At 71.2% G+C, this 22,957-nt stretch carries 20 protein-coding genes; 9 read left to right on the top strand and 11 right to left on the bottom strand.

Annotated elements, in window-relative coordinates:
- Nucleotides 1-274 precede the first annotated feature (274 nt).
- Nucleotides 275-652, top strand: a complete 378-nt coding sequence (locus AB0E85_RS32465; protein WP_361934808.1) for a hypothetical protein — start codon at nt 275-277, stop codon at nt 650-652.
- Nucleotides 653-678: 26 nt separating this feature from the next.
- Here AB0E85_RS32465 and AB0E85_RS32460 read toward each other — a convergent pair whose 3' ends face one another.
- The gene (locus tag AB0E85_RS32460) at nt 679-1,314 is read right to left on the bottom strand and encodes a TetR/AcrR family transcriptional regulator (protein WP_361934805.1); all 636 of its coding nucleotides are present in this window, start codon (nt 1,312-1,314) and stop codon (nt 679-681) included.
- Nucleotides 1,315-1,550: 236 nt separating this feature from the next.
- On the opposite strand from AB0E85_RS32460, the gene AB0E85_RS32455 reads away from it, so the two are divergent.
- From AB0E85_RS32455 to AB0E85_RS32440, 4 genes are all read left to right on the top strand, one after another.
- Complete coding sequence (locus AB0E85_RS32455) at nt 1,551-2,525, top strand: tetratricopeptide repeat protein (protein WP_107455405.1); 975 nt, start codon at nt 1,551-1,553, stop codon at nt 2,523-2,525.
- A 621-nt stretch (nt 2,526-3,146) separates the two neighbouring features.
- The gene (locus AB0E85_RS32450; RefSeq protein ID WP_033312948.1) at nt 3,147-3,779 is read left to right on the top strand and encodes a DUF6230 family protein; all 633 of its coding nucleotides are present in this window, start codon (nt 3,147-3,149) and stop codon (nt 3,777-3,779) included.
- Nucleotides 3,780-3,897: 118 nt separating this feature from the next.
- The gene (locus AB0E85_RS32445; RefSeq protein WP_361934802.1) at nt 3,898-4,461 is read left to right on the top strand and encodes a DUF6114 domain-containing protein; all 564 of its coding nucleotides are present in this window, start codon (nt 3,898-3,900) and stop codon (nt 4,459-4,461) included.
- Nucleotides 4,451-5,824, top strand: a complete 1,374-nt coding sequence (locus tag AB0E85_RS32440) for a hypothetical protein (RefSeq protein ID WP_361934799.1) — start codon at nt 4,451-4,453, stop codon at nt 5,822-5,824. Before AB0E85_RS32445 ends, AB0E85_RS32440 begins: the two co-directional genes overlap by 11 nt.
- A 104-nt stretch (nt 5,825-5,928) precedes the next feature.
- Here the strand turns inward: AB0E85_RS32440 and pyk are convergent, their stop codons facing one another.
- The 3 genes from pyk to pta all read right to left on the bottom strand — a co-directional run bounded on the left by pyk (nt 5,929) and on the right by pta (nt 10,747).
- Complete coding sequence (gene pyk / locus AB0E85_RS32435) at nt 5,929-7,356, bottom strand: pyruvate kinase (protein WP_361934797.1); 1,428 nt, start codon at nt 7,354-7,356, stop codon at nt 5,929-5,931.
- Between the two features lie 74 nt (nt 7,357-7,430).
- Nucleotides 7,431-8,648: an acetate kinase gene (locus AB0E85_RS32430; protein ID WP_361934795.1), complete on the bottom strand. Its 1,218-nt coding sequence runs from the start codon at nt 8,646-8,648 to the stop codon at nt 7,431-7,433.
- The gene (gene pta, locus AB0E85_RS32425) at nt 8,645-10,747 is read right to left on the bottom strand and encodes a phosphate acetyltransferase (protein WP_361934792.1); all 2,103 of its coding nucleotides are present in this window, start codon (nt 10,745-10,747) and stop codon (nt 8,645-8,647) included. Before pta ends, AB0E85_RS32430 begins: the two co-directional genes overlap by 4 nt.
- A gap of 221 nt (nt 10,748-10,968) precedes the next feature.
- On the opposite strand from pta, the gene AB0E85_RS32420 reads away from it, so the two are divergent.
- Nucleotides 10,969-11,994 carry an ATP-dependent 6-phosphofructokinase gene (locus tag AB0E85_RS32420; protein ID WP_361934789.1) on the top strand — a complete coding sequence of 342 codons (1,026 nt, stop codon included), beginning with the start codon at nt 10,969-10,971 and terminating at the stop codon, nt 11,992-11,994.
- Here AB0E85_RS32420 and AB0E85_RS32415 read toward each other — a convergent pair.
- A complete protein-coding gene (locus tag AB0E85_RS32415; RefSeq protein WP_361934786.1) occupies nt 11,991-12,755 on the bottom strand; it encodes a helix-turn-helix transcriptional regulator in 765 nt (254 codons plus the stop codon). The two genes, AB0E85_RS32420 and AB0E85_RS32415, sit on opposite strands and share 4 nt — an antisense overlap.
- Before the next feature lie 177 nt (nt 12,756-12,932).
- On the opposite strand from AB0E85_RS32415, the gene AB0E85_RS32410 reads away from it, so the two are divergent.
- Complete coding sequence (locus AB0E85_RS32410) at nt 12,933-13,382, top strand: PPOX class F420-dependent oxidoreductase (RefSeq protein ID WP_361934783.1); 450 nt, start codon at nt 12,933-12,935, stop codon at nt 13,380-13,382.
- 311 nt (nt 13,383-13,693) lie between these two features.
- On the opposite strand, the gene AB0E85_RS32405 is transcribed toward AB0E85_RS32410, so the two are convergent.
- Both AB0E85_RS32405 and AB0E85_RS32400 read right to left on the bottom strand, forming a co-directional pair.
- Nucleotides 13,694-14,383 (bottom strand): response regulator, encoded by a 690-nt coding sequence (locus tag AB0E85_RS32405; protein WP_361934780.1) that lies wholly within the window; start codon nt 14,381-14,383, stop codon nt 13,694-13,696.
- A complete protein-coding gene (locus AB0E85_RS32400; RefSeq protein ID WP_361934777.1) occupies nt 14,380-16,050 on the bottom strand; it encodes a sensor histidine kinase in 1,671 nt (556 codons plus the stop codon). Before AB0E85_RS32400 ends, AB0E85_RS32405 begins: the two co-directional genes overlap by 4 nt.
- 179 nt (nt 16,051-16,229) lie before the next feature.
- On the opposite strand from AB0E85_RS32400, the gene AB0E85_RS32395 reads away from it, so the two are divergent.
- Nucleotides 16,230-17,621, top strand: coding sequence for a cation:dicarboxylase symporter family transporter (locus tag AB0E85_RS32395; RefSeq protein WP_361934774.1), 1,392 nt, complete (start codon nt 16,230-16,232; stop codon nt 17,619-17,621).
- A gap of 119 nt (nt 17,622-17,740) precedes the next feature.
- Here the strand turns inward: AB0E85_RS32395 and AB0E85_RS32390 are convergent, their stop codons facing one another.
- Nucleotides 17,741-18,355, bottom strand: coding sequence for a TetR/AcrR family transcriptional regulator (locus AB0E85_RS32390; protein WP_361934771.1), 615 nt, complete (start codon nt 18,353-18,355; stop codon nt 17,741-17,743).
- Between the two features lie 109 nt (nt 18,356-18,464).
- Between AB0E85_RS32390 and AB0E85_RS32385 the strand changes: the two genes are divergently transcribed.
- On the top strand, nt 18,465-20,138 hold the full coding sequence (locus tag AB0E85_RS32385; protein WP_361934768.1) for an MFS transporter: 1,674 nt from the start codon (nt 18,465-18,467) through the stop codon (nt 20,136-20,138).
- Nucleotides 20,139-20,318: 180 nt separating this feature from the next.
- Here AB0E85_RS32385 and AB0E85_RS32380 read toward each other — a convergent pair whose 3' ends face one another.
- The 3 genes from AB0E85_RS32380 to AB0E85_RS32370 all read right to left on the bottom strand — a co-directional run bounded on the left by AB0E85_RS32380 (nt 20,319) and on the right by AB0E85_RS32370 (nt 22,912).
- Nucleotides 20,319-20,915, bottom strand: a complete 597-nt coding sequence (locus AB0E85_RS32380) for a hypothetical protein (RefSeq protein WP_361934766.1) — start codon at nt 20,913-20,915, stop codon at nt 20,319-20,321.
- Between the two features lie 157 nt (nt 20,916-21,072).
- Nucleotides 21,073-21,999: an aldo/keto reductase gene (locus tag AB0E85_RS32375; RefSeq protein ID WP_361934763.1), complete on the bottom strand. Its 927-nt coding sequence runs from the start codon at nt 21,997-21,999 to the stop codon at nt 21,073-21,075.
- 1 nt (nt 22,000) lies between these two features.
- Nucleotides 22,001-22,912 (bottom strand): NAD-dependent epimerase/dehydratase family protein, encoded by a 912-nt coding sequence (locus AB0E85_RS32370; protein WP_361934761.1) that lies wholly within the window; start codon nt 22,910-22,912, stop codon nt 22,001-22,003.
- Nucleotides 22,913-22,957: the final 45 nt, after the last annotated feature.

The raw sequence follows: 22,957 nt of genomic DNA, 5'->3' as shown, positions 1-22,957 counted from the left end.
GCGCGGGCCGGTGTCGGCCGGTTCCCGGCTCCGCCGGGGGCGGGCGGCTTCTCGCGCGACGACCGGGACCCGGCCGGAGCGCCCTTGCCGTCCGCGGCGGGGCACCCGGCACTGCCCCCGGACGGCGTGCACCAGCGCACCCGCTGGGCCGCCGCCCGGGCCGGGTGACGTCGCCGGTCGTCGGTCGGCGGTCCTGCCGTACTGCCGTGGGCGCGGACCGTCGTGCGGCACCATACGCAGCAGTGCACGATCCGCTGACGACTGGAGGACCTTCGTGGAGCCCATCACGGCAGGACTGCTCGTGGCTCTCGCCTCGGGGACGGCAGGTGCGGCCGGAGAGCAGATCTGGGCGTCCCTGCGCGACCTCGTCACCCGAAGGGGTTCGCGTGCCGGGGACGAGGAGCCGGCGGTGCCCGCCGAACCCCCGCGCACCGAGGAGCGGGCCGGACAGCTCGCCGCGCTGCTCAACGAACGCGCCCGGCAGGACCCGGACTTCGCCGTCGCGCTGGAGATCTGGCGGCGGCGGGCGGACGCGGAGGTCGCGGCACCCTCCGGTGACGTGCACAACGAGATCTCCGGTGGCACCCAGACCACGGTGATCCAGGGCCGGGACATCCACGGCGACATCACCATCGGCGGCCGGCCCTCCTGAGCGGGCCGCCGGGGCGGGGGCGCGGCTCAGCCGTCGGCCGGGTGGGCGGCCTCTCCCGCCAGTCCCCGCAGCAGCACGCCGGTGAAGCGGTGGACCCACTCCTCGTCCGCCGGTTCCGCGCTCACCAGCGTGCGGTGCACCACCGCACCCGCCACCATGTCGAAGATCAGGTCGACCGCGCGGGCGGACGAGGCCGGGTCCGGCTCCGCGGGGAGTTCGCCGCGGGCCTGGGCCCGCGAACGGCCCTCCAGGACCAGCCGCTTCTGGCGGTCCACGACCGACGCCCGGATGCGCTCCCGCAGGGCCTCGTCCCGGGTGGCTTCCGCCACCACCGCCATCAGACCGCTCCGCGCCTCGGGAAGGGCCAGGATCGAGGCGAACTGGAGGACCACACCCTCGATGTCGGCGGCCAGGGAGCCCCGGTCGGGGAGCTCCAGCGCGTCGAAGAGTTCCGCGACCGCGTCGACGACCAGTTCGTTCTTGCCCGCCCAGCGGCGGTAGAGGGTGGTCTTCGCAACCCCGGCGCGCGTCGCGACGTCCCCCAGAGTGAGCTTGGACCAGCCCAGTTCCACCAGAGCATCGCGGGTCGCGGCCAGGATCGCGGCGTCCGCCGTGGCGCTGCGCGGGCGCCCGGTGCGGCTGGCTGGGCTGCGGCTCTGCATCTTTCGACCATAGACCCGGCGGTTCCCGTCACGGCCGTGAGGGAGATCACCGGGGGGTGGTGTCCCGACGCCCCGGCGGGGCATTACGCTACGACTCGTAGCGAAAGCCCGTGATGGACGTACGCGGGCCTCGCACACCCGGCGCGGGGTGGGGACCCGGCGCCTGAAGGCACCGGACCGGCCCGGCTTTCACACCGTTTTTCACACGCGCGCGCAGGACGGGGGAGGATAGGCGCATGCAGCCACGGAACATGTCCATGAGCGGAGTCGTCGACCTCGCCGCGGTGAAGGCGGCCCAGGAGGCCAAGGCGAAGGCGGAGCAGGCGCGCGCGCAGTCCGCCCGGGAGGGCGGGACGGGGGCGATCTCCCCGGCCGATCTCGTCATCGACGTCGACGAGGCGGGGTTCGAGCGGGACGTCCTGCAGCGTTCCGCCGAGGTGCCCGTCGTCATCGACTTCTGGGCCGAGTGGTGTGAGCCCTGCAAGCAGCTCAGCCCGGTCCTGGAGCGGCTGGCCGTCGAGTACAACGGCCGCTTCCTGCTCGCCAAGATCGACGTCGACGCCAACCAGATGCTGATGCAGCAGTTCGGCATCCAGGGAATCCCCGCGGTGTTCGCGGTCGTCGCGGGTCAGGCGCTGCCGCTCTTCCAGGGAGCGGCCGGCGAGGCGCAGATCCGGCAGACCCTCGACCAGCTGGTGCAGGTCGGCGAGCAGCGCTTCGGCCTGACCGGTCTCACCGTCGACCCCGAGGCCGAGCCGGGCGGTGCCCCGGAGGCCTCCGAGCGGCCGGCCGGCCCGCACGACGGGCTCCTGGAAGCCGCTGTGCAGGCGCTCGACTCGGGCGATCTGTCCGGCGCCGTCCAGGCGTACAAGAACGTACTGAACGAGGACCCGGGCAACGAGGAGGCCAAGCTGGGCCTCGCGCAGGCCGAGTTGCTCCAGCGGGTGCAGGGCGTCGACCCGCAGCAGGTGCGCCGGGACGCGGCCGACAAGCCGGCCGATGTGCAGGCGCAGATCGCCGCCGCCGACCTGGATCTGGTGGGCGGCCATGTCGAGGACGCGTTCGGCCGGCTCATCGAGACCGTGCAGCGCACGGTGGGTGACGACCGGGACACCGTACGGATGCGGCTGCTGGAGCTGTTCGAGGTCGTCGGGCCCGACGATCCCCGGGTGATCGCGGCGCGCAGGGCCCTGGCGCGCGCCCTATTCTGACCAGTCGTTAAACGCGGGGGCATGTGGTGCCCGCGTGAAAAGTTTGCCGATAGAAGGTCACTGCGGCCGCGCTTTACCAAATCTTGGTAATCGCGGCCGCTGTTACTACGAGTAAGTCACAGGCGTTGATCTGTCGGATTCTGTCCATCGATCAACAGCTTTGTACCGGCGTTCGAGACCACCCTGCGTTGTCGGCCGAGACCGATGGGTCGTTGTTCGGTTATCCGGCCGTTACTAGCGAGTAACGAACCCCCTTGTGCGGGCGGCGAGAATGCACCACGATCGGCCACGCTCGGTCCAATCCCGTACCCCGGCAGCCGGTTGGGTCACGGGACGTCCTGGGTCCCCACCGAGCAGAGCCGGCGGCAGTGGCGCCGGCTCTTGGACAGGGGGGTCTTCGCCCTTCCGGCGAAGCCTGTCCAGCAGGGTTGTGCGTGATGCGTGTCAGGCGCGACCAGTGGTTGTCGCTCGGGGGTGATCGCCGGTGATTCGGGCGCAGTTGCGCCGCCGAGTGCAGGCGCTCTCCTTCCCGAGGACGTAGCACTTCTCCCATCCCTGCCCGGCTGAGCCGCCCATCGGGGCGAGCCGGGACAGGAGATGTACGTCCGAGAAGGAGGAAATATGGAGTCCCAGGTGCGTGGCGGGACCAGATGGAAGCGGTTCGCTGTGGTGATGGTGCCCAGCGTCGCCGCCACGGCTGCGATAGGTGTCGCCCTCGCGCAGGGCGCTCTCGCCGCGTCGTTCAGTGTCTCCGGCCAGTCGTTCAAGGTCACGACCGACCAGCTCGTCGGCACGGGCTTCTCGCAGTACGGCGCCCTCGACGAGGGGTACACGCTCGACGGCAAGAAGTCGGTGCACCCGGTCGCGGTCTCGTCGTTCAAGCAGGCGACGATCAAGAACCTGTGTCAGTCGGTCGTCACCCCGAACATTCCGGTGCTCGGGAACGTCAGCCTGATCCTGCGTGCGGGTCAGGGTGCGAAGCCGGTCGAGGCCCAGAACCTCTACATCGACGTCGCCGACCTCAGTGCCGACGCGACGTTCGAGAACATCGACATCGGTGTGGCCGCCAAGGACGCCAACAAGGGTCCGGCCATGAGGAAGGGCGAGACGGCGAACCCGTACGGCTTCGCCCAGCAGGCCGACAAGGCGACCCTGACCGACGTGAAGCAGACGGCGTGGGCGACCACCGCCGGAACCTTCAAGCTCAGCGGCCTGAAGATGTCGCTGTCGACGGGTGTCAAGGAGTGCTACTAAGCACTCGATGACGGGCGGGGGAGCCGGTGGCGCCCCCGCCCGTCCACCTTCCGGCCGCGCCTTCACGCGGGGCCCACATCACCACCACAGCAACGCTGTACCAGGGAGCTGTTTTTCCATGAGCGCCGAGACTCCTGCCGCCACCGGCCAGTTCACCCTCCGGAGGCAGCAGTTCCGCGCCTGGCGGGGTGAGCGGCCGTTCTGGGCCGGGCTGTTCGTCCTCCTCAGTGGACTGCCCATCGCCTACTTCCCGTACGCGAACCTCCAGATCGGCCACCTGACGCTGGCGATGGCGACCACCGCGGGTGCCGGGTCCCTGATCATCGGCGTGCTGCTCGTCGTACTGGGCGTCAGCCTCTGGTTCCAGAAGCACGTCCGCGTCTTCGCGGGAGTCGCGGCCATCCTGCTGGCGCTGGTGTCCATCCCGGTGTCCAACCTCGGCGGCTTCCTCATCGGCTTCCTCCTCGCCCTGGTGGGCGGGGCGATGGCCGTGGCCTGGGCGCCGGGCGCACGTCCCGCGGGACAGCCCGCCGCCATGGCCAGCACCGGCACGGGCGAGGCTCCCGGGGCAACGGACCACGAGACCACGGTGCTGCGGCCCGTGGACGGGGTGGACGAGCCGAACGATCTGTCAGGAACGAACCCGGCCAACGGGGCGAACGGGAGGCACAGTGCCGGCTGACGAGGTGACCCACGGGGCTGATGTGGGGGCGTCCCGTGTGAGAACCGGGCCGCGCCACGCGGCACCCAAGAAGCCGCTGTTCACCAGGTTCAGCAGGCCGACCGGCAAGGCAATAGCCATGGCGGCGATGCCGACGGCGGTGCTCATGGGCATGGGCTTCACGTCGACGCTCGCGATAGCCGACAGCGACACTCCGGCGGCGCCGACGTCGAAGAGCCTGACGGCCGACGAGTACAAGGACTGCGTGGCGGCCCTGGAGGACTCCGGGAAGGACTCCAAGGGCGACGAGTCCGCCTCGCCCACGCCGTCCCCCTCGGCGAGCGACGGCGCGACGGACGAGAAGGACGACCAGGGCGACACGGCCCCCGAGCCGTCCCCCTCGGGCGGCACGGACGCGAACGACGGCGGCTCCTCTTCGTCGGATTCAGGTTCCGACGACAAGCCCGAGCCGAAGCCGACCCCGCCCACGAGCGCGCCCGCCACGGGCGGCGGCGAAGCGGAGGCCACTCCGTCCCCCTCGCCCTCCGAGTCCCGCGGCAACGTGCTGGAGGACATCGGCGACGCGATCGGCGGCATCTTCGACGGCGGAAAGGACGAGGACAAGGGCGAGGCGAGCCCGACCCCGTCCGCCTCGGCGTCGGAGAGCACCGAGAAGCCGGCCGAGGACGCCTCCGGTGCCGAGCAGGACGCGGCCGAGAAGGCCACGGGCACGGTCGAGGACACCGTCGAGGACACCACCGGCAAGGCGTCCGACGCGGTGAAGGACACCGGCAAGACGGTGGAGGACACCTCCAAGGCCGTCGAGAAGGCGGCCGAGGCCGCGGCGGAGAAGGCGAAGGAGGCCACCGCCTCCCCGAGCCCCTCCCCGAGCGCCAGCACGGACCCCGACGACTGCCCGGCCGCCACCGACGCCGAGGGCGGCGTCGACAACAAGGTGCCGCTGCCGGACGACCCGTGGTTCCTCAACGCCAGCTCGCTGACGCTGAAGGGCGCCGACTACAAGGGCGTCGTCGAGGTGCGCACCGCCAACGGCACCGTCAAGAAGGTCCTGAAGTACGTCATCTCGGGCGGCACCGACATCGGTGACCTGCACCAGACCGTCAAGGACAAGCAGTCCGGCAAGACCTACCACGTGCAGGCGGCCAAGGGCTCGACGTCCACGATCCGCGACGGCGACACCGTGATGTACACGGAGAGCATCTCCGGCAACCTGCTCGGGCTGATCCCGATCACGTTCGACCCGGAGCACCCGCCGCCGCTGAACATCCCGCTGATCTACTTCACCAACGTGAAGGTGCAGCAGGCCGGCCAGTTCGGCGGGACCCTGCACGTGCCGGGGCTGCACAACTTCGTCACCGACTGAGCGCCCCTCAGAGCCCGTTCGGGAGCCGCACACACCGAGGGCGCCCCCTGGATCCCAGGAGGCGCCCTCGGTGCTGTGTACGGGCCCTCACGGCCCCTCGTGGATCAGCCCTTGGCCTCGCCCAGGTGGTGGACCCGCACCATGTTGGTGGTGCCGGGCACGCCGGGGGGCGAACCGGCCGTGATGACCACGATGTCGCCCTCGTTGAAGCGGTTCAGCTTCACCAGCTCCTGCTCGACCAGGTCGACCATCTCGTCGGTGCTGTTCACGAACGGCACCACGTGGGGCTCCACGCCCCAGCTCAGCGCCATCTGGTTGCGGGTGCCCTCGTCGGTGGTGAAGGCGATGATCGGCTGGACGGCGCGGTAGCGCGACAGACGGCGGGCGGTGTCGCCGGACTGCGTGAAGGCCACCAGGCCCCGGCCGCCGAGGAAGTCGGCGATCTCGCACGCGGCCCGGGCCACCGAACCGCCCTGCGTGCGCGGCTTCTTGCCCGGCACCAGCGGCTGGAGGCCCTTCGACATCAGCTCCTGCTCGGCCGCCGCGACGATCTTCGACATCGTCTTCACGGTCTCGATCGGGTACGCGCCCACGCTCGACTCGGCGGACAGCATGACCGCGTCGGCGCCGTCCAGGATCGCGTTGGCCACGTCCGAGGCCTCGGCGCGGGTCGGACGCGAGTTGGTGATCATCGACTCCATCATCTGGGTCGCCACGATCACCGGCTTGGCGTTGCGCCGGCACAGCTCGATCAGGCGCTTCTGCACCATGGGGACCTTTTCGAGCGGGTACTCGACGGCGAGGTCACCGCGGGCGACCATCACGCCGTCGAACGCCATCACGACGTCCTCCATGTTCTGCACCGCCTGCGGCTTCTCCACCTTGGCGATGACCGGGACGCGGCGGCCCTCCTCGTCCATGACGCGGTGCACGTCCTGGACGTCCTTGGCGTCGCGGACGAAGGACAGCGCGACCAGGTCGCAGCCCATGCGCAGCGCGAAACGGAGGTCCTCGACGTCCTTCTCGGACAGCGCGGGCACGTTGACGGCCGCGCCGGGCAGGTTGATGCCCTTGTGGTCGGAGATGACGCCGCCCTCGATGACGATCGTCTTCACCCGGGGGCCCTCGACCGCGGTGACCTTCAGCTCGACGTTGCCGTCGTTGATGAGGACCTGGTCGCCCTTGGTGACATCGCCGGGCAGACCCTTGTAGGTCGTCCCGCAGATCGTCTTGTCGCCCGGGACGTCCTCGGTGGTGATGGTGAACTCGTCACCGCGCACCAGCTCCACCGGGCCCTCGGCGAAGGTCTCCAGACGGATCTTGGGGCCCTGGAGGTCGGCGAGGACACCGATGGCCCGGCCGGTCTCCTTGGCGGCGGCACGGACCCGGTCGTACCGGCCCTGGTGCTCGGCGTGCGAGCCGTGGCTGAAGTTGAAGCGGGCCACGTTCATGCCGGCTTCGATCAACGCGACAAGCTGATCGTGGGAGTCGACCGCGGGGCCGAGAGTACAGACGATTTTCGAACGGCGCATGGGGGCGATCCTATCGGTTTGTTTCGCAACGGAATATTCCGTCTGGCGGAAAATACAAAAGGGCGGGATGCCGCTCAGGTGTGATTCCCCGAACCAATTACCAGCGCGTAGGTCTGTGTCGCGATCTCCAATTCCTCGTCGGTGGGCACCACCGCCACCGCGACCCGGGCCCCCTCCGGCGAGATCAGCCGGGCCTCGTCGCCGCGCACGGCGTTGCGCTCGCCGTCCACCGCCAGGCCCAGCTCCTCCAGGCCCGCCAGGGCGGCCGCCCGCACCGGAGCCGCGTTCTCGCCGACACCGGCGGTGAAGGCGACCGCGTCCACCCGCCCGAGCACGGCGTAATAGGCGCCGATGTACTTCTTCAGCCGGTGAATGTAGATGTCGAACGCCAGCTCCGCCTGCTCGTCGCCCTCGTCGACCCGGCGGCGGATCTCCCTCATGTCGTTGTCACCGCACAGACCGATCAGCCCGCTCTTCTTGTTGAGAAGAGTGTCGATCTCGTCGGCGGACATTCCACCAACACGCATCAAATGGAAGATGACGGCCGGGTCCATGTCTCCGGAGCGCGTACCCATCACGAGCCCCTCCAAAGGCGTGAGACCCATGGAGGTGTCCACGCAGCGGCCGCCCCGCACGGCCGACGCCGACGCCCCGTTGCCCAGGTGCAGCACGATCACGTTCGTCTCCGCGGGGTCCTTGCCGAGCAGCTCGGCGGTGGCCCGGGAGACGTAGGCGTGCGAGGTGCCGTGGAAGCCGTAGCGCCGCACGCGGTGCTCGTCGGCCGTCTTCACGTCGATCGCGTAACGGGCGGCCGACTCCGGCATGGTCGTGTGGAACGCGGTGTCGAACACGGCGACCTGCGGCAGGTCGGGACGCAGCACCTGGGCCGTGCGGATGCCGGTGAGGTTGGCCGGGTTGTGCAGCGGGGCCACCGGGATGAGCCGCTCGATCTCGGCGAGCACCCTGTCGTCGATCACGGTCGGCTCGGTGAAGGTCTTTCCGCCGTGCACCACCCGGTGCCCGATCGCGGCCAGTTCGGGCGAGTCCAGGCCCAGTCCGTCCTTGGCGAGCTCCTCGGCCACGGCCTTCAGCGCGGCGTCGTGGTCCGCGATCGCACCGCCGCGCTCCCTGCTCTCGCCACCCGCCGGGGTGTGCTTCAGCCGGGAGGTCTGCTCGCCGATGCGCTCGACCAGGCCCACCGCCAGCCGGCTGCTGTCGCGCATGTCGAGCAGCTGGTACTTCACGGACGAGGAGCCGGAGTTGAGGACGAGGACACGGGTCGGGCTGCTCACGGGGCGGTCGCCTTCTCGCTCGGGGACGGGGCGGGGGTCTGGGCCTGGATCGCCGTGATGGCGACGGTGTTGACGATGTCCTGGACCAGGGCGCCCCGGGACAGGTCGTTGACCGGCTTGCGCAGGCCTTGGAGCACCGGGCCGACGGCGATCGCGCCGGCCGAGCGCTGCACGGCCTTGTAGGTGTTGTTGCCGGTGTTCAGGTCGGGGAAGATCAGTACGCTCGCCTGCCCGGCGACCTCGGATCCGGGCAGCTTGGTCGCCGCGACCGACGGCTCCACGGCGGCGTCGTACTGGATCGGGCCCTCGATCTTCAGGTCGGGCCGGCGCGAGCGGACCAGCTCGGTGGCCTCGCGCACCTTGTCGACGTCGGCGCCGGAGCCGGAGGTGCCGGTGGAGTACGACAGCATCGCGATCCGCGGCTCCACGCCGAACCGCTCGGCCGTGGTCGCCGACTGGATGGCGATGTCGGCGAGCTGCTCGGCGTTCGGGTCCGGGTTGACCGCGCAGTCGCCGTAGACGAGGACCTTGTCGGCCAGGCACATGAAGAAGACGGACGAGACGATGTCGGCGTCCGGCTTCGTCTTGATGATCTCGAACGCCGGGCGGATGGTCGCGGCCGTGGAGTGCACCGAGCCCGAGACCATGCCGTCGGCGAGGCCCTCCTGGACCATCAGCGTGCCGAAGTAGTTCACGTCCGAGACGACGTCGTAGGCCAGCTCCACGGTGACGCCCCGGTGGGCGCGCAGGGCCGCGTACTGCTCGGCGAAGGCGTCGCGCAGCTCGGAGGTCGCCGGGTCGATCAGCTGGGACTCACCGAGGTCGATGCCGAGGTCGGCGGCCTTCTTGCGGATCTGGTCGACCGGGCCGAGCAGGGTCAGGTCGCACACGCCCCGGCGCAGCAGCACCTCGGCGGCGTGCAGCACCCGCTCCTCGGTGCCCTCGGGCAGGACGACCCGGCGCAGGTCGGAACGGGCCTGCTCCAGCAGCTTGTGCTCGAACATCATCGGGGTGACGCGGTCGCTGCTCGGCGCCGAGACCCGGCGGGCCAGGTCGGCGGTGTCGGCGTACCGCTCGAACAGGCCGAGGGCCCGCTCGGCCTTGCGCGGGGTGGCCGCGTTCAGCTTGCCCTCCAGGGAGAACAGCTGCTCGGCGGTGGGGAAGCTGGTGCCGGCCACCGACAGCACCGGGGTGCCGGGCGCCAGGCGGTCGGCGAGGGTGAGGATGTCGTCGCCGGGCACCTCGTCCAGGGTGAGCAGCATGCCGGCTATCGGCGGGGTGCCGGCGCTGTGCGCGGCAAGGGAGCCGACGACCAGGTCGGCGCGGTCGCCCGGGGTGACGACGAGGCAGCCGGGGGTCAGGGCGCCCAGGAAGTTCGGCAGCATCGCGCCGCCGAAGACGAAGCCGAGCACGTCCCGGGCGAGCCCCGAGTCGTCGCCCAGCACCACCTTGGCGCCCAGGGCGTGGCCGATCTGCGAGACGGTCGGCGCGGACAGCGCGGGCTCGTCGGGCAGGACGTAACAGGGCACGGGCAGCCTGGAGTCGAGCTGGCCGGCGATGTCGTCGCGGTCCTCGCGGGCCACCCGGTTGGCGACCATGGCCAGGACGTCGCAGCCCAGGGTGTCGTAGGCGCGGTAGGCGTTGCGCGTCTCGGCGAGCACCGACTCGACGGTCTGCTTGCGGCCCCCGACGACCGGAATCACGGACGCGCCGAACTCGTTGGCCAGCCGCGCGTTGAGCGACAGCTCGTCCGGGAGCTGGGTGTCGGCGTAGTCGGTGCCGAGGACCAGGACGACGTCGTAGTCCCGGGCGACCCGGTGGAAGCGGTCGACGAGGGTGGACACCAGCTCGTCGGTTCCGGCCTCGGCCTGGAGTGCGGACGCCTCGTGGTAGTCCATGCCGTAGACGGTCGACGCGTCCTGGGTGAGCCGGTAGCGGGCGCGCAGCAGCTCGAAGAGGCGGTCGGGCCCGTCGTGGACCAGGGGGCGGAACACGCCCACCCGGTCGACCTGCCGGGTGAGGAGCTCCATGACCCCCAGTTCGACGACCTGGCGTCCGTCGCCTCGGTCGATGCCGGTCACGTACACGCTGCGGGTCACGCGCGCTCTCCGTTTCGTCTCGGATGGGGGTACGCCTCTTGCCCCACTGCTGTCCAGCCTGGGGCACAAAAATCGCCCACCGAGGTGAGCAGAACCCTCTTGACAATACCTCTGCCGGTATATAAGGCGCCCATCAGAGTCGGGTGCCGCACCGGGCTGTGGAGCGTGAAACAATCGGCAGTGGCTCACCGGTGTCAACAGCGAGCAGGAGACACAGCACGATGCGTATCGGAGTTCTCACCGCAGGCGGCGACTGCCCCGGCCTGAACGCCGTGATCCGGTCGGTCGTGCACCGGGCGGTCGACAACTACGGAGACGAGGTCATCGGTTTCGAGGACGGCTACGCGGGCCTGCTCGACGGCCGCTACCGCAACCTCGACCTGGAGTCCGTCAGCGGCATCCTCGCCCGCGGCGGCACCATCCTCGGGTCGTCCCGCCTGGAGCGCGACCGGCTCCGCGAGGCCTGCGAGAACGCCTCCGACATGATCCACGAGTTCGGCATCGACGCGCTGATCCCGATCGGCGGCGAGGGCACGCTGACGGCCGCGCGCATGCTGAGCGACGCGGGCCTGCCCGTCGTGGGTGTCCCGAAGACGATCGACAACGACATCTCCTCCACGGACCGCACCTTCGGCTTCGACACCGCGGTGGGCGTCGCCACCGAGGCGATGGACCGGCTGAAGACCACCGCCGAGTCCCACCAGCGGGTGATGGTCGTGGAGGTCATGGGCCGGCACGCCGGCTGGATCGCCCTGGAGTCCGGCATGGCGGCCGGTGCGCACGGCATCTGCCTGCCGGAACGGGCCTTCGACCCCGCCGACCTCGTGAAGATGGTCGAGGAGCGGTTCTCCCGCGGCAAGAAGTTCGCGGTGGTCTGCGTCGCCGAGGGCGCCCACCCCGCCGAAGGCACCATGGACTACGGCAAGGGCGCCATAGACAAGTTCGGCCACGAGCGCTTCCAGGGCATCGGCGCCGCCCTCGCCCACGAGCTGGAGCGGCGTCTCGGCAAGGAGGCCAAGCCGGTCATCCTCGGCCACATCCAGCGCGGCGGCGTGCCGACCGCCTACGACCGGGTGCTCGCCACGCGGTTCGGCTGGCACGCGGTGGAGGCCGCGCACGAGGGACGGTTCGGCCGGATGACCGCCCTGCGCGGGACGGACATCGTGATGGTCCCGCTGGCGGAGGCCGTGACCGAGCTGAAGACGGTGCCGAAGGACCGGATGGACGAGGCGGAGTCGGTCTTCTAGCCGCCGGCCTCCAGGCCGGTGTCGTCCTGGAGCTTCGTCCAGAAGTGCTCCACGATCCGGTCGAGGAAGTCCTGGCCGGCGCCGCCCGCGTCACCGCTGCCGCCGCCCCAGCTCAGGGTCGCGGCCATGTGCCCCTGGTAGTCCTCGTGCAGGCCCTGGAGGGCCTCTTCCAGGAACCGCCGGTCCAGGGGCACGAGTCTGGACACCGGGCGGACGTAGGCCTGCCAGCGGGTGGTGGCGGCGCTGCGCAGGAGGTCGCCGAGCTTGGCGTTCCGGCCGGTGACGGTGACGAAGTCGGGCAGGCCGAGCCCGAGCAGATCGGCGAGGGCGGCGGACTGGCGGTCCGTGCCGCGCCAGGTGTCGGTCTCCTCCATGCGCAGGTACGCCTGCACGTCGTGCCCCACGGCCCGGGCCACGTCCTCCGGGGCGAGGCAGCGGGCGATGCGGTGTTCGCGCAGGGTGCGGGGTCTGCCGATGAGGTCGGCGGGCGAGCACCACAGCACGCCCGCCAGTGCGGTGAGTTCGGAGTTGGTCGGGGCGGCGGCCCCGCGTTCCCAGGCCATCACGTGGTCCGGGGTGATGTGGGGATGTCCGTACGAGACGCGCATGCCGTGGGCGACGTGCTCGGGTGCCATCCCGAGGGCGGCGCGCAGGCGGCGGGCGACGGGGGCGTTGAAGGGCGGGGCCGCGGGGGCGGACGGGGCCGGGGAAGAGGGAGGGGAGTGGCTGGGGCGGGCTGAAGGTCGGCGCACGGGCCACAAGCTAGGGCGGCGACGGTGGGCTGACTACGGTCTGTTCGGCCAGGATCACGGATTGTAGGAAGCTACGGCTACCGACGGGTTCGACCGGGGCTGAAGATCGCCTTCCGGACGGGGCGGAACCGCAGCGAGGATGGCGCCGGGTCCGGCGACAGCGGGCCCGGAAAGGCGGTGGGGCACATGAACGGCAAGCTCAACGGGCATATGCGCGAGCGTCTTCTCGCGCCGAACTTCTGGCATCTCGCGACGGTGGGGGCGGACGGGGCGCCTCAGGTGTCGCCCATGTGGGCGGACATCGAAGGGGAGTACGTCATGGTCAACACCTCGATGGGGCGGGTGAAGGAGGAGAACCTGCGGCGCAATCCGTACGTTTCGCTGTCGCACCACGACCCCGCGAACCCCTATGACCGCGCCGAGATCCGGGGGACGGTCGTGCGGTTCGTGGAGGGGGAGGCAGCGGAGCGGTCGATGGACCGGCTGGCCCGGAAGTACCTCGGCGAGGACCGCTATCCGTGGCTGCTGCCGGGAGAGCGCCGGGTGATGCTGCTGATCGAGCCGACGCGGGTGCGGCGGCTGGAGGGAGTCGAGCCGTTCCGCGCGGGTGTGCTGCCGCAGGACACGGCGGACTGAACCCCGGCCCGGTTCCCGTGGGGGACCCCCCCCTTCGACCCCCGGTCTGGGGCCCGTGGGGGGAACTACCCTTCGACCCTCGGCCCGGGTCCCGTGGGCAGAACTACCCTTCGACCTTCGGCCCGGGTCCCGTTGGGAAACCACCCTTCGACCCTCGGCCCGGGTCCCGTGGGCGAACTACCCTTCGACCCCCGGCCCGGGTCCCGTGGGGAAACCACCCTTCAACCCTCGGCCCGGGTCCCGTGGCGCGGCACCGGGCAGCCCTTGACCGCGGTGGGGCGCACGGGCACGACCTCATGGCTGATGGGCCGTCACTGGCCCGTGACCCAGCGGTACTGCAACTCCGGGCGCCCCACCGTGCCGTACTGCGGGCGGCGTGCGGCGCGGCCCGCGTCGACCAGGTGCTCCAGGTAACGCCGGGCCGTGATGCGGGAGATGCCCACGGACTCCGCGACTCCGGCGGCCGTGAGGCCCTCCGCACTGTCGCGCAGGGCGATCGTCACCCGCTCCAGCGTCGGCGCGCTCAGGCCCTTGGGCAGTGCGGCCGGGCCCGGTGCGCGCAGGGCCGCGAGCGCCCGGTCCACCTCGTCCTGGCCGCTCGCCTCGCCGACCGCCGCGTGGAACTCGGCGTAGCGCACGAGGCGGTCGCGCAGGGTCGCGAAGGTGAAGGGCTTCAGGACGTACTGCACGACCCCGAGCGAGACGCCCTCGCGGACGACGGCCAGATCGCGCGCCGACGTCACCGCTATCACGTCCGCGTGGTGACCGGCCGCCCGCAGCGACCGGGCCAGGTGCAGCCCGTGCACGTCCGGCAGGTGCAGATCGAGCAGGAGCAGGTCCACCTGCGTGCGCTCCAGGGCCCGCCGCGCCTCCGCGCCCGTGTGCGCCTTGCCCACGGCCACGAAGCCGGGCACCCGGCTGACGTACAGGACGTGGGCGTCGGCGGCGACCGGGTCGTCCTCCACCACCAGGACGCGGATGGCCTTCTCGCTGCTCGTCATGCGTCGCCTCCAGCGCCTCTGGCCGCCGCAACCCCGAAGGGCACGCCATCGGCCGCCGTCCCGGGATCCCGCAGCGGAAGCCGTACCTCGAACTCCGCCCCGCCCCCGTCGGCCTCCGCCACCGTCAGGGAGCCCCCGTGCCGCTGGCTCGTCTGCCGTACCAGCGCCAGTCCGAGGCCCCGGCCGCCCGGGCCCGCCGGCTTCGTCGAGAAGCCGCGCTGGAAGACCGCCTCGGCGTGCTCGGGGTCCACGCCCGGGCCCGTGTCGGAGACCCGCAGCACCAGCTCCGGGATGTCGTCGGAGGCCCGGGTGTACGCCGCCACCGTCACCCGGGCCCCTACGCTGCCCTGCGCCGCGTCCACGGCGTTGTCGATCAGGTTGCCGAGGATCGTCACCAGGTCCCGCGCCGGCAGCGACTCGGGCAGCAGGCCGTCGTCCAGGCTGCTCTCCTCCGAGACCATCAGCTCCACGCCCCGCTCGTTCGCCTGGGCCGTCTTGCCCAGCAGCAGCGCCGCCAGCACCGGCTCGCTCACCGCCGCCACGACCTGGTCCGTCAGGGCCTGCGCCAGCTCCAGCTCGGCCGTCGCGAACTCCACCGCTTCCTCCGCCCGGCCCAGCTCGATCAGCGAGACGACCGTGTGCAGCCGGTTCGCCGCCTCGTGCGCCTGTGAGCGCAGCGCCTGGGTGAATCCCCGCTCGGAGTCCAACTCGCCCATCAGCGACTGGAGTTCGGTGACATCGCGCAGCGTGACGACCGTACCGCGCCGCTCGCCGCCCGACACCGGTGAGGTGTTGATCACCAGCACCCGGGACGCCGTCAGATGCACTTCGTCCACCCGCGGCTCCGACGCCAGCAGCGCACCCGTCAGCGGCGCCGGCAGCCCCAGCTCCGCCACCGACCTGCCCACCACGTCCCCGGCCACGCCGAGCAATTCACGCCCTCCGTCGTTGATCAGCGCCACACGGTACTGCCCGTCCAGCATCAGCAGCCCCTCGCGTACGGCGTGCAGGGCGGCCTGGTGGTAGTCGTGCATCCGGCTCAGCTCGGCGGCGTTCATGCCGTGGGTGTGGCGGCGCAGCCGGGCGTTGATGACGTACGTGCCGACCGCGCCCAGCACCAGCGCGCCGGCCGCGACGCCGAGCAGGGCCGTCAGCTGGTCCTGCACCCGCTGGGTGATCTCCTCGACCCGGATGCCCGCGCTGACCAGGCCGACCACCCGCGGGCCGTCCTGGATCGGGGTGACCGCGCGGACGGACGGGCCGAGCGTGCCCGTGTAGGTCTCGGTGAACGTCTCGCCGCGCAGCGCCTTCTCGGTGTGGCCCTGGAAGGTCTGGCCGATCTGCTGCGGGTCGGGGTGCGTCCAGCGGATGCCCCGCGGATCCATGATCGTGATGAAGTCGACCTCGGTGTCCCGCATCACCTTCAGCGCGTACGGCTGGAGCTCCGCCGACGGATCCGCGGTGCGGGTCGCCGCCAGCACGGACGGGGAGTCCGCGACGGACCGAGCCACCGCCCTGGCCTGGCGCGTCGCGGCCTCCTCGGCCTGGCTGCGGTCGCTGACGTAGGAGAACAGCGCGTATCCGGCCACGACGACCGCTATCAGGACGGCCTGCATGGCGAAGAGCTGGCCCGCCAGACTGCGGGGACCGGGGACGGAGAGACGCATGCCGTCAGTCTGCCTCGTGGCTGATTGTGAACTAAATGAACGGAAGGGTGACCGCGCTCACAGAGCAGGACATAGTCACGGCATTCCCCATAACGCATCTCCGGGAGCTCCCCGCTCCCTTTCCCCCGGACGTGAGCCGCACGCCGGTGATGCCGACGACGTCGTCAAGGAGGGCCGCCGTGACCAGCGCAGCCGATACGGCACCTGCCGCACCCAAGGCCAAGCGGGACCGCACGCACTATCTCTACATCGCGGTGATCATCGCGGTCGCCGCCGGTATCGCGGTGGGCCTGGCCGCGCCGGACTTCGCTGTCGGGCTGAAGCCGATCGGCACCGGGTTCGTGAACCTGATCAAGATGATGATCTCGCCGATCATCTTCTGCACGATCGTGCTGGGCATCGGCTCGGTACGGAAGGCCGCCAAGGTCGGTGCCGTCGGCGGTATCGCCCTGGTCTACTTCACCGTGATGTCGCTGGTCGCGCTGGGCATCGGCCTGGTCGTCGGCAACATCCTGGAGCCGGGCACCGGCCTCGCGGTGACCGACGCGATCAAGGACGCCGGTCACGCTCAGGTCGACGCCGAGGCCAAGGACACCACGGAGTTCCTGCTCGGCATCATCCCGACCACGATCGTCTCGGCCTTCACCAACGAGTCGGTCCTCCAGACCCTGCTGATCGCCCTTCTCGCGGGCTTCGCGCTCCAGGGCATGGGCTCGGCCGGCCAGCCCATCCTGCGCGGCATCGAGCACATCCAGCGGCTCGTCTTCCGCATCCTCGCCATGGTGATGTGGGCCGCCCCGATCGGTGCCTTCGGCGCCATCGCCGCCGTCACCGGTTCCGCCGGCGTGGACGCGCTCAAGAGTCTCGCCGTGCTGATGCTCGGCTTCTACGTCACCTGCTTCCTCTTCGTCTTCATCGTGCTCGGCGTCCTGCTGCGCGTGATCTCCGGCCTGAACATCCTCACGCTGTTCAAGTACCTGGGCCGCGAGTTCCTGCTGATCCTGTCCACCTCCTCCTCCGAGTCCGCGCTGCCGCGGCTCATCGCGAAGATGGAGCACCTGGGCGTCAGCAAGCCGGTGGTCGGCATCACCGTCCCGACCGGCTACTCCTTCAACCTCGACGGCACCATGATCTACATGACCATGGCCTCGCTGTTCATCGCCGACGCCATGGGCACGCCGATGTCCATCGGCGAGCAGATCCCGCTGCTGCTCTTCCTGCTGGTCGCCTCCAAGGGCGCCGCCGGTGTCACCGGTGCCGGCCTCGCGACCCTGGCCGGTGGTCTTCAGTCGCACAAGCCCGCCCTGGTGGACGGCATCGGCCTCATCGTCGGCATCGACCGCTTCATGAGCGAGGCCCGCGCCCTGACCAACTTCGCCGGCAACGCCGTGGCCACCGTGCTGATCGGCACCTGGACGAAGGAGGTCGACAAGGAGCGGGTCAACCAGGTCCTCGCCGGTCAGCTGCCCTTCGACGAGAAGACGCTGCTCGACGACGGCCACGGCGGTCCGGCCGACGACCACGTCGAGGTGCCCGAGCAGGGCGGCGAGAAGGAGCTGGCGAAGGCCTGACGGCCGCGCCGCCCCCCCAGAATCCGGGCGGCTGGGTGTCCCCCCGTCGCTCAGCCGCCCGGTCCATCGGTACAGAAGATCAATCGCTCTTCGAGAAGACCCATCGGTCTTGGAGAAGTTCAGTCGTTCAGCTTCGCCACCAGCTCGGTGGCCTCAGAGGCGGGCACGCCCGCCGCGGTCAGGATGGTGACCGCGGCGCAGCGGCCCGCCTCTCGCGCTGCCACCAGTCCGTCGTTCACCGCCTCCATCAGCGCGACCAGCATCTGCTCCTGTACGTACGCCAGGGCCGGCGCGGGCAGCGGTGAGCTGAAGACGCCCTGGTCGAGGCCGTTCCTCAGGACCCCCGTGGCGGCCTCCCGGACGGGGGCGAGGCGCTCCCGGATGCCCTGCATGGTCACCGTGCGCTGGGCGAGCGCGATCAGCAGCCGGTAGCGGTCGGCGAGCTCCCACACCGCCAGCACCGAGCGCGCCACCGCCTCCGCCGGATCCCGCACGCCCGCACGGCCCGCCGCGTGCGCGGCCGACAGCGCCTCCACCGCCTCGTCGACGAGTGTGCTGATCAGCGCCTCGCGGCTAGGGAAGTGCCCGTAGACCGTCCGCCGTACGACGCCCGCGGCGCGGGCGATCTGGTCCATGGACGCGTCGGGGTCACGCAGCAGCTCGGCGAGGGCGACGTCGAGGATGCGGCGGCGGTTGGCGTCGGCGCGGCTGGTTCCCGTGGTCATGGTCGTCATTGTGCCCCCTCCCTCATCGACTTGCACAGTGCTGTGCAACGGCGTAGATTGCACAGCGTTGTGTAAATGCACACCCATGTGCAAAACAGCGAGGAAGGCAACCCCTGCCATGCGACTCGTCATGAACGAACCGGCCGAGAGGATGGACCGCCCCTACGCACGCCGCTGGTGGGCGCTCCTCGTGCTCTGCCTCAGCCTGCTGATCATCGTGATGGCCAACACCGCCCTCACCGTCGCCGCGCCCGACATGACCGAGGACCTCGGCCTGACCAGCGCCGACCTCCAGTGGGTGATCGACGGCTACACCGTCCCCTACGCCGCGCTGATGCTGCTGCTCGGCGCGACAGGCGACAAGTACAGCCGCCGGGGTGCGCTCGTCCTCGGGCTGGTCGTCTTCGCGGGAGGTTCCGTCTTCGGCTACCTGGCCGACAGCGCGACGACGGTCATCGCCGCCCGGGCCGTGATGGGCGCCGGCGCCGCGATGATCATGCCCGCCACGCTGTCCCTGCTCGCCGCGACCTTCCCGCGCGCCGAACGCGCCAAGGCCATCACCCTGTGGACCGCCACGGCCGGGCTCGCCATCGCGGCCGGGCCGCTGGTCGCCGGGGCGCTGCTGGCCAACCACGGCTGGTCCTCGACGTTCCTCATCAACGTCCCCCTCGCACTCCTGGGCCTCGTCGGCGCCCTCGTCCTCGTACCGCCGTCCAAGGCCGCGGAGCGCGGGCGCATCGACTACGGCGGCGGACTGCTCTCGGTGGTGTGGATCGCCGCGCTGGTCTACATGATCATCGAAGGGCCCCACTTCGGCTGGGGCGTCAAGGCCGTCACGGCGGCGGTCGTCGCCGGAGCCGGGCTCGTCACCTTCATCCTCTGGGAGCTGCGCCACCCTCGCCCGCTGCTCGACGTCCGCCGTTTCACCGACCGCGGCTTCGCCGGCTCCAACCTCGCCGTCGCCCTGTTCTTCCTGTCGGTCTTCGGCGCCTTCTACTACCTGACGCAGCACCTCCAGTTCGTCCTCGGCTACGACGCCCTGGACACCGGCGTGCGCATGCTGCCGCTGGCGGGCGCCGTGTTCGTGGGGGCGGCCCTCACCGGGCTCCTCACGCCCCGGGTCGGCATGAAGTGGACCGTCACGGCCGGCATGGTCGGCGGCACGGCGGCCCTGGCGCTGCTCACCCAGGTCGGCTCCGGTTCGTCGTACGGCGACTTCGTCGCGCCCCTGGTCGTCCTCGGCCTCTCGATCGGGCTCGCCCTGTCGCCCTGCACGGACGCGATCATGGGGGCGTTCCCGGAGTCGGAGCTGGGCGTCGGCGGCGCGGTGAACGACACGTCGCTGGAGCTCGGCGGCTCGCTGGGCATCGCCATCCTCGGCTCTCTGCTCGCCACGTCCTACTCCGGCCACCTCTCGGACGCGTCGGCCGGCAGCAAGCTCCCCGCCGACGCCCTGTCTACGGCCCAGGACTCCGTCGGCGCCGGGTACGCCGTCGCCCGGGGCCTCGGTGACAAGGCCCGGCAGCTGACCGAGCAGGCCGCGCACACCGGCGATCCGCAGCAGGCGGAGCGGCTGCGCGCGCAGGCCGGTCAACTCGGCGACGGCGCCCGGCAGATGGCCGACGCGGTGGGGTCCGCCTTCTCCGACGCGGTCGCGCACACCAGCCTGATCGGGGCCCTGGTCCTGGGCGTCGGCACGGTGGCGGTGGCGCTGCTGCTGCCCGGCAGGGCGAAGCCGGTGGACGAGCCCGCCGAGGAGGACAAGGAACCGGCGTCGGCCGGGGCCCGCTAGGGCACCGGTTGCGAGAGTGGCGCCTGCGCCGAAGGGCGGCAGGCGCCACACGCATCCCCGGGTCCGGGAGCGCCGGTGCGTCGCACGGCCCACGCGGAGGGCGTGCCCCCCGCCCGAGGCGTGCGCCGCGGCCGGACGGTGCCGGCAGCGACCGTCTCCGGTTCTCCTTGAAAGCCGCCGTCAGTAAGCGAGTCGAAGCCCCAGGGACTCGCCGAGGCCACGACGGCGTCGGACGTGGCCACGCCAGCCGGCCAGAACCGCGATCAGCGTCCAGCCCACCGTGCCGGAGACCAGGCCACCCATCCGCCCCGCGGCGTCCACGTCATCCGCCTGCTCCATCGGCACTTCGCCCTTCGGATCACGAATGACATCGAGCCGGTCGCCCACCTCGGGAGCCCGCATGTCACCGTCGTGGCCCAGCTTCTCCTCCAGCTCGTTTCCGTTCGTGGCGCGAAGGGTGAAGCGGTGATTGCCGCTCGACGTTGCGGCCTCACTGTCGGCCACGATGACGACGTTCTCCCGGACACCGCGCGACTCCAGCGCTGCTTCAGGCGCGTACTGCACGGCCCCGACGAGGACGAAGAGCGCCGGCACCGAAGACAGGACCGTCAGCCACAAGGCCTGATGGAGCAAGATCAGCGCCACGCCGAACGCCAGGCACAGCACCACCCCGACTGTGATGGGGATCCATTGCGACCCCAGCGTCAGGTACGCGAGGCCGGTAGTGCCGACAGCGGTCGCCCACCCGAGAACCACCAACGCGAGGGTGCGCCGCACCGACTTCCACGGTCTCACGGCCTCAGCGGGCGGCTCATCCGCCCCGTCCGCCGGTCTCATCATGCTGCCGTGTATGCCGCCTGGCATTCCCGCTCCTGTCCCGCTTGTTGCTGCCCGCTTTCCTTCGTCGAGCACGCTACAGCGACCCAGGGACTGGTCAGCTCGCCGCGTCGGCGTACGGGGCCGGGGCCCGATCCGGCTCGGCCGCCTCGTCCAGCCGGGCCCGCTCCTCCGCGGTGAGCAGCAGGTCCGCCGCGGCCGCCGAGTCTTTGATCGTCCGCGGCCGGCTCGCTCCCGGGATGGGGAGAACCGCCGGGGACCGGGCCAGCAGCCAGGCCAGCCCGACTTGTTGGGGACTGACACCGCGCTCTGCCGCCACCGCGTGGAAGGCACCGAAGCGCTCCGCCCCCTCGGTGCGCGACGGACCGTCGAGGGAGCTGCGGGCCAGCCCGCCCAGCGGGCTCCACGGCAGGAACGCCAGCCCCAGTTCCTCGCACAGCCGCAGCTCCGGCTCACTGTCCCGGACGGCCGGGGAGTACCGGTTCTGCACCGACACCAGCCGGTCGCCGAGGATCTCGTACGCCCGGCGGATCTGCTCCGCGTCCGCGTTGGACACACCGGCCAGCCGGATCGTGCCCGCGTCGAGCAGCTCGCGCAGCGCGCCGACCGACTCCTCGAAGGGCACGGCGGGGTCGGGCTTGTGCAACTGGTAGAGGCCGATCGCCTCCACGCCCAGCCGCTTGCGCGACGCCTCGGCGGCCGCCTTGAGGTGCCGGGGGTGGCCGTTCACCGTCCAGTCACCGCCCGCCGGGCGGCCGCGGCCACCCTTCGTCGCCACCAGGACGGAGGAAGTGTCACCGCCGTAGGCGGCCAGCGCGCGGGCCACCAGACGTTCGTTGTGCCCGGGCTCCGCGCCCGGCAGGTGGTACGAGTCGGCCGTGTCCAGGAGGGTCACGCCCGCGTCGAGTGCGGCGTGCACGGTGGCCACGGCACGTTCCTCGTCCGGTCGTCCCTCGATGGACAGCGGCATCGCGCCCAGCCCGACCGCACTCACCCGCAGCCCGCCAAGAATCCTGTGACGCACGTCAGTCGCCCTTCCCGAGCGTCTCCGCGACGGCACGCGGCAACCACTGCCGGGCCTCGCCGAACGTGAAGCCGAGCCGGGCGGCCCGGGCGTTGTCCATGCCGTAGGAGCGGCGGAAGGAGAACGGCGAGACCTCGCCGACCTCCACGGGCCGGAACTCGGCCCGGCCGCCCGGGACATGAGCGGCCACCGCCGCGCACAGCTCCTCGGTGCTCAGAGTCCCGGAGGAGGCGGCGTTCACCGGCCCGGTGAAGTCCTCGCCCGCCGCCCAGGCCAGGAAGCGGGCGATCTCCTCGACGTACACGTACGTGGCCGGCCGGTTCACCGTCGGCACGGCGATCGGCTCCCCGGTGCGTAGCCGCTCCGCATAGTGGGCCAGCCGGCCCGTGAAGTCGTCGTCCCCGCCCAGTACATGGGCCACCCGCACCACCGTGGACGCGAACCCCGGCCCGGCCGCGAGGACCGCCTCCGCCTGCCGCTTGCCCTCCCCGTAGTGGGCCTCCAGGAACGCGGGATCGTTCCAGGGCAGCCCGGCGTCGACCGGGACGGTGGACGGGTCGACGGCCTCTTCCCGGACCAGGGAGTCGGAGTCCTCGTACTCGTACACCTCGACCGTGGAGGTCATCACATAGCGCCGGGTGCGCCCGGTGAAGACGCGACGGGCGATCGCGGCCTGGCGCGGGGTGTAGCAGACCTGGTCGACGACGACGTCGAAGACCCGCGAGCCGAGCGCGTCGGTCAGCTGCCGCTCGTCGTCCCGGTCGGCGCGCAGGTGCTGCACGCCGGTGGGCGGCGGGGAGGATCCGCGGTTCAGCACGGTGACGCGGTGGCCCTCGGCGAGGAACGTTGCGATGAGACGCTTTCCGACGTAACGGTTGCCGCCGATGACCAGTACTTCCAGGACCTTCTCCATGGCCATAATTCTCCCGGCGTACGTCCACGCCCTGAAGGGGGAACC

It is taken from the genome of Streptomyces sp. NPDC029044, assembly GCF_040637495.1.
Taxonomy (GTDB): domain Bacteria; phylum Actinomycetota; class Actinomycetes; order Streptomycetales; family Streptomycetaceae; genus Streptomyces.
This window is presented reverse-complemented; position numbering and strand designations above follow the sequence as displayed.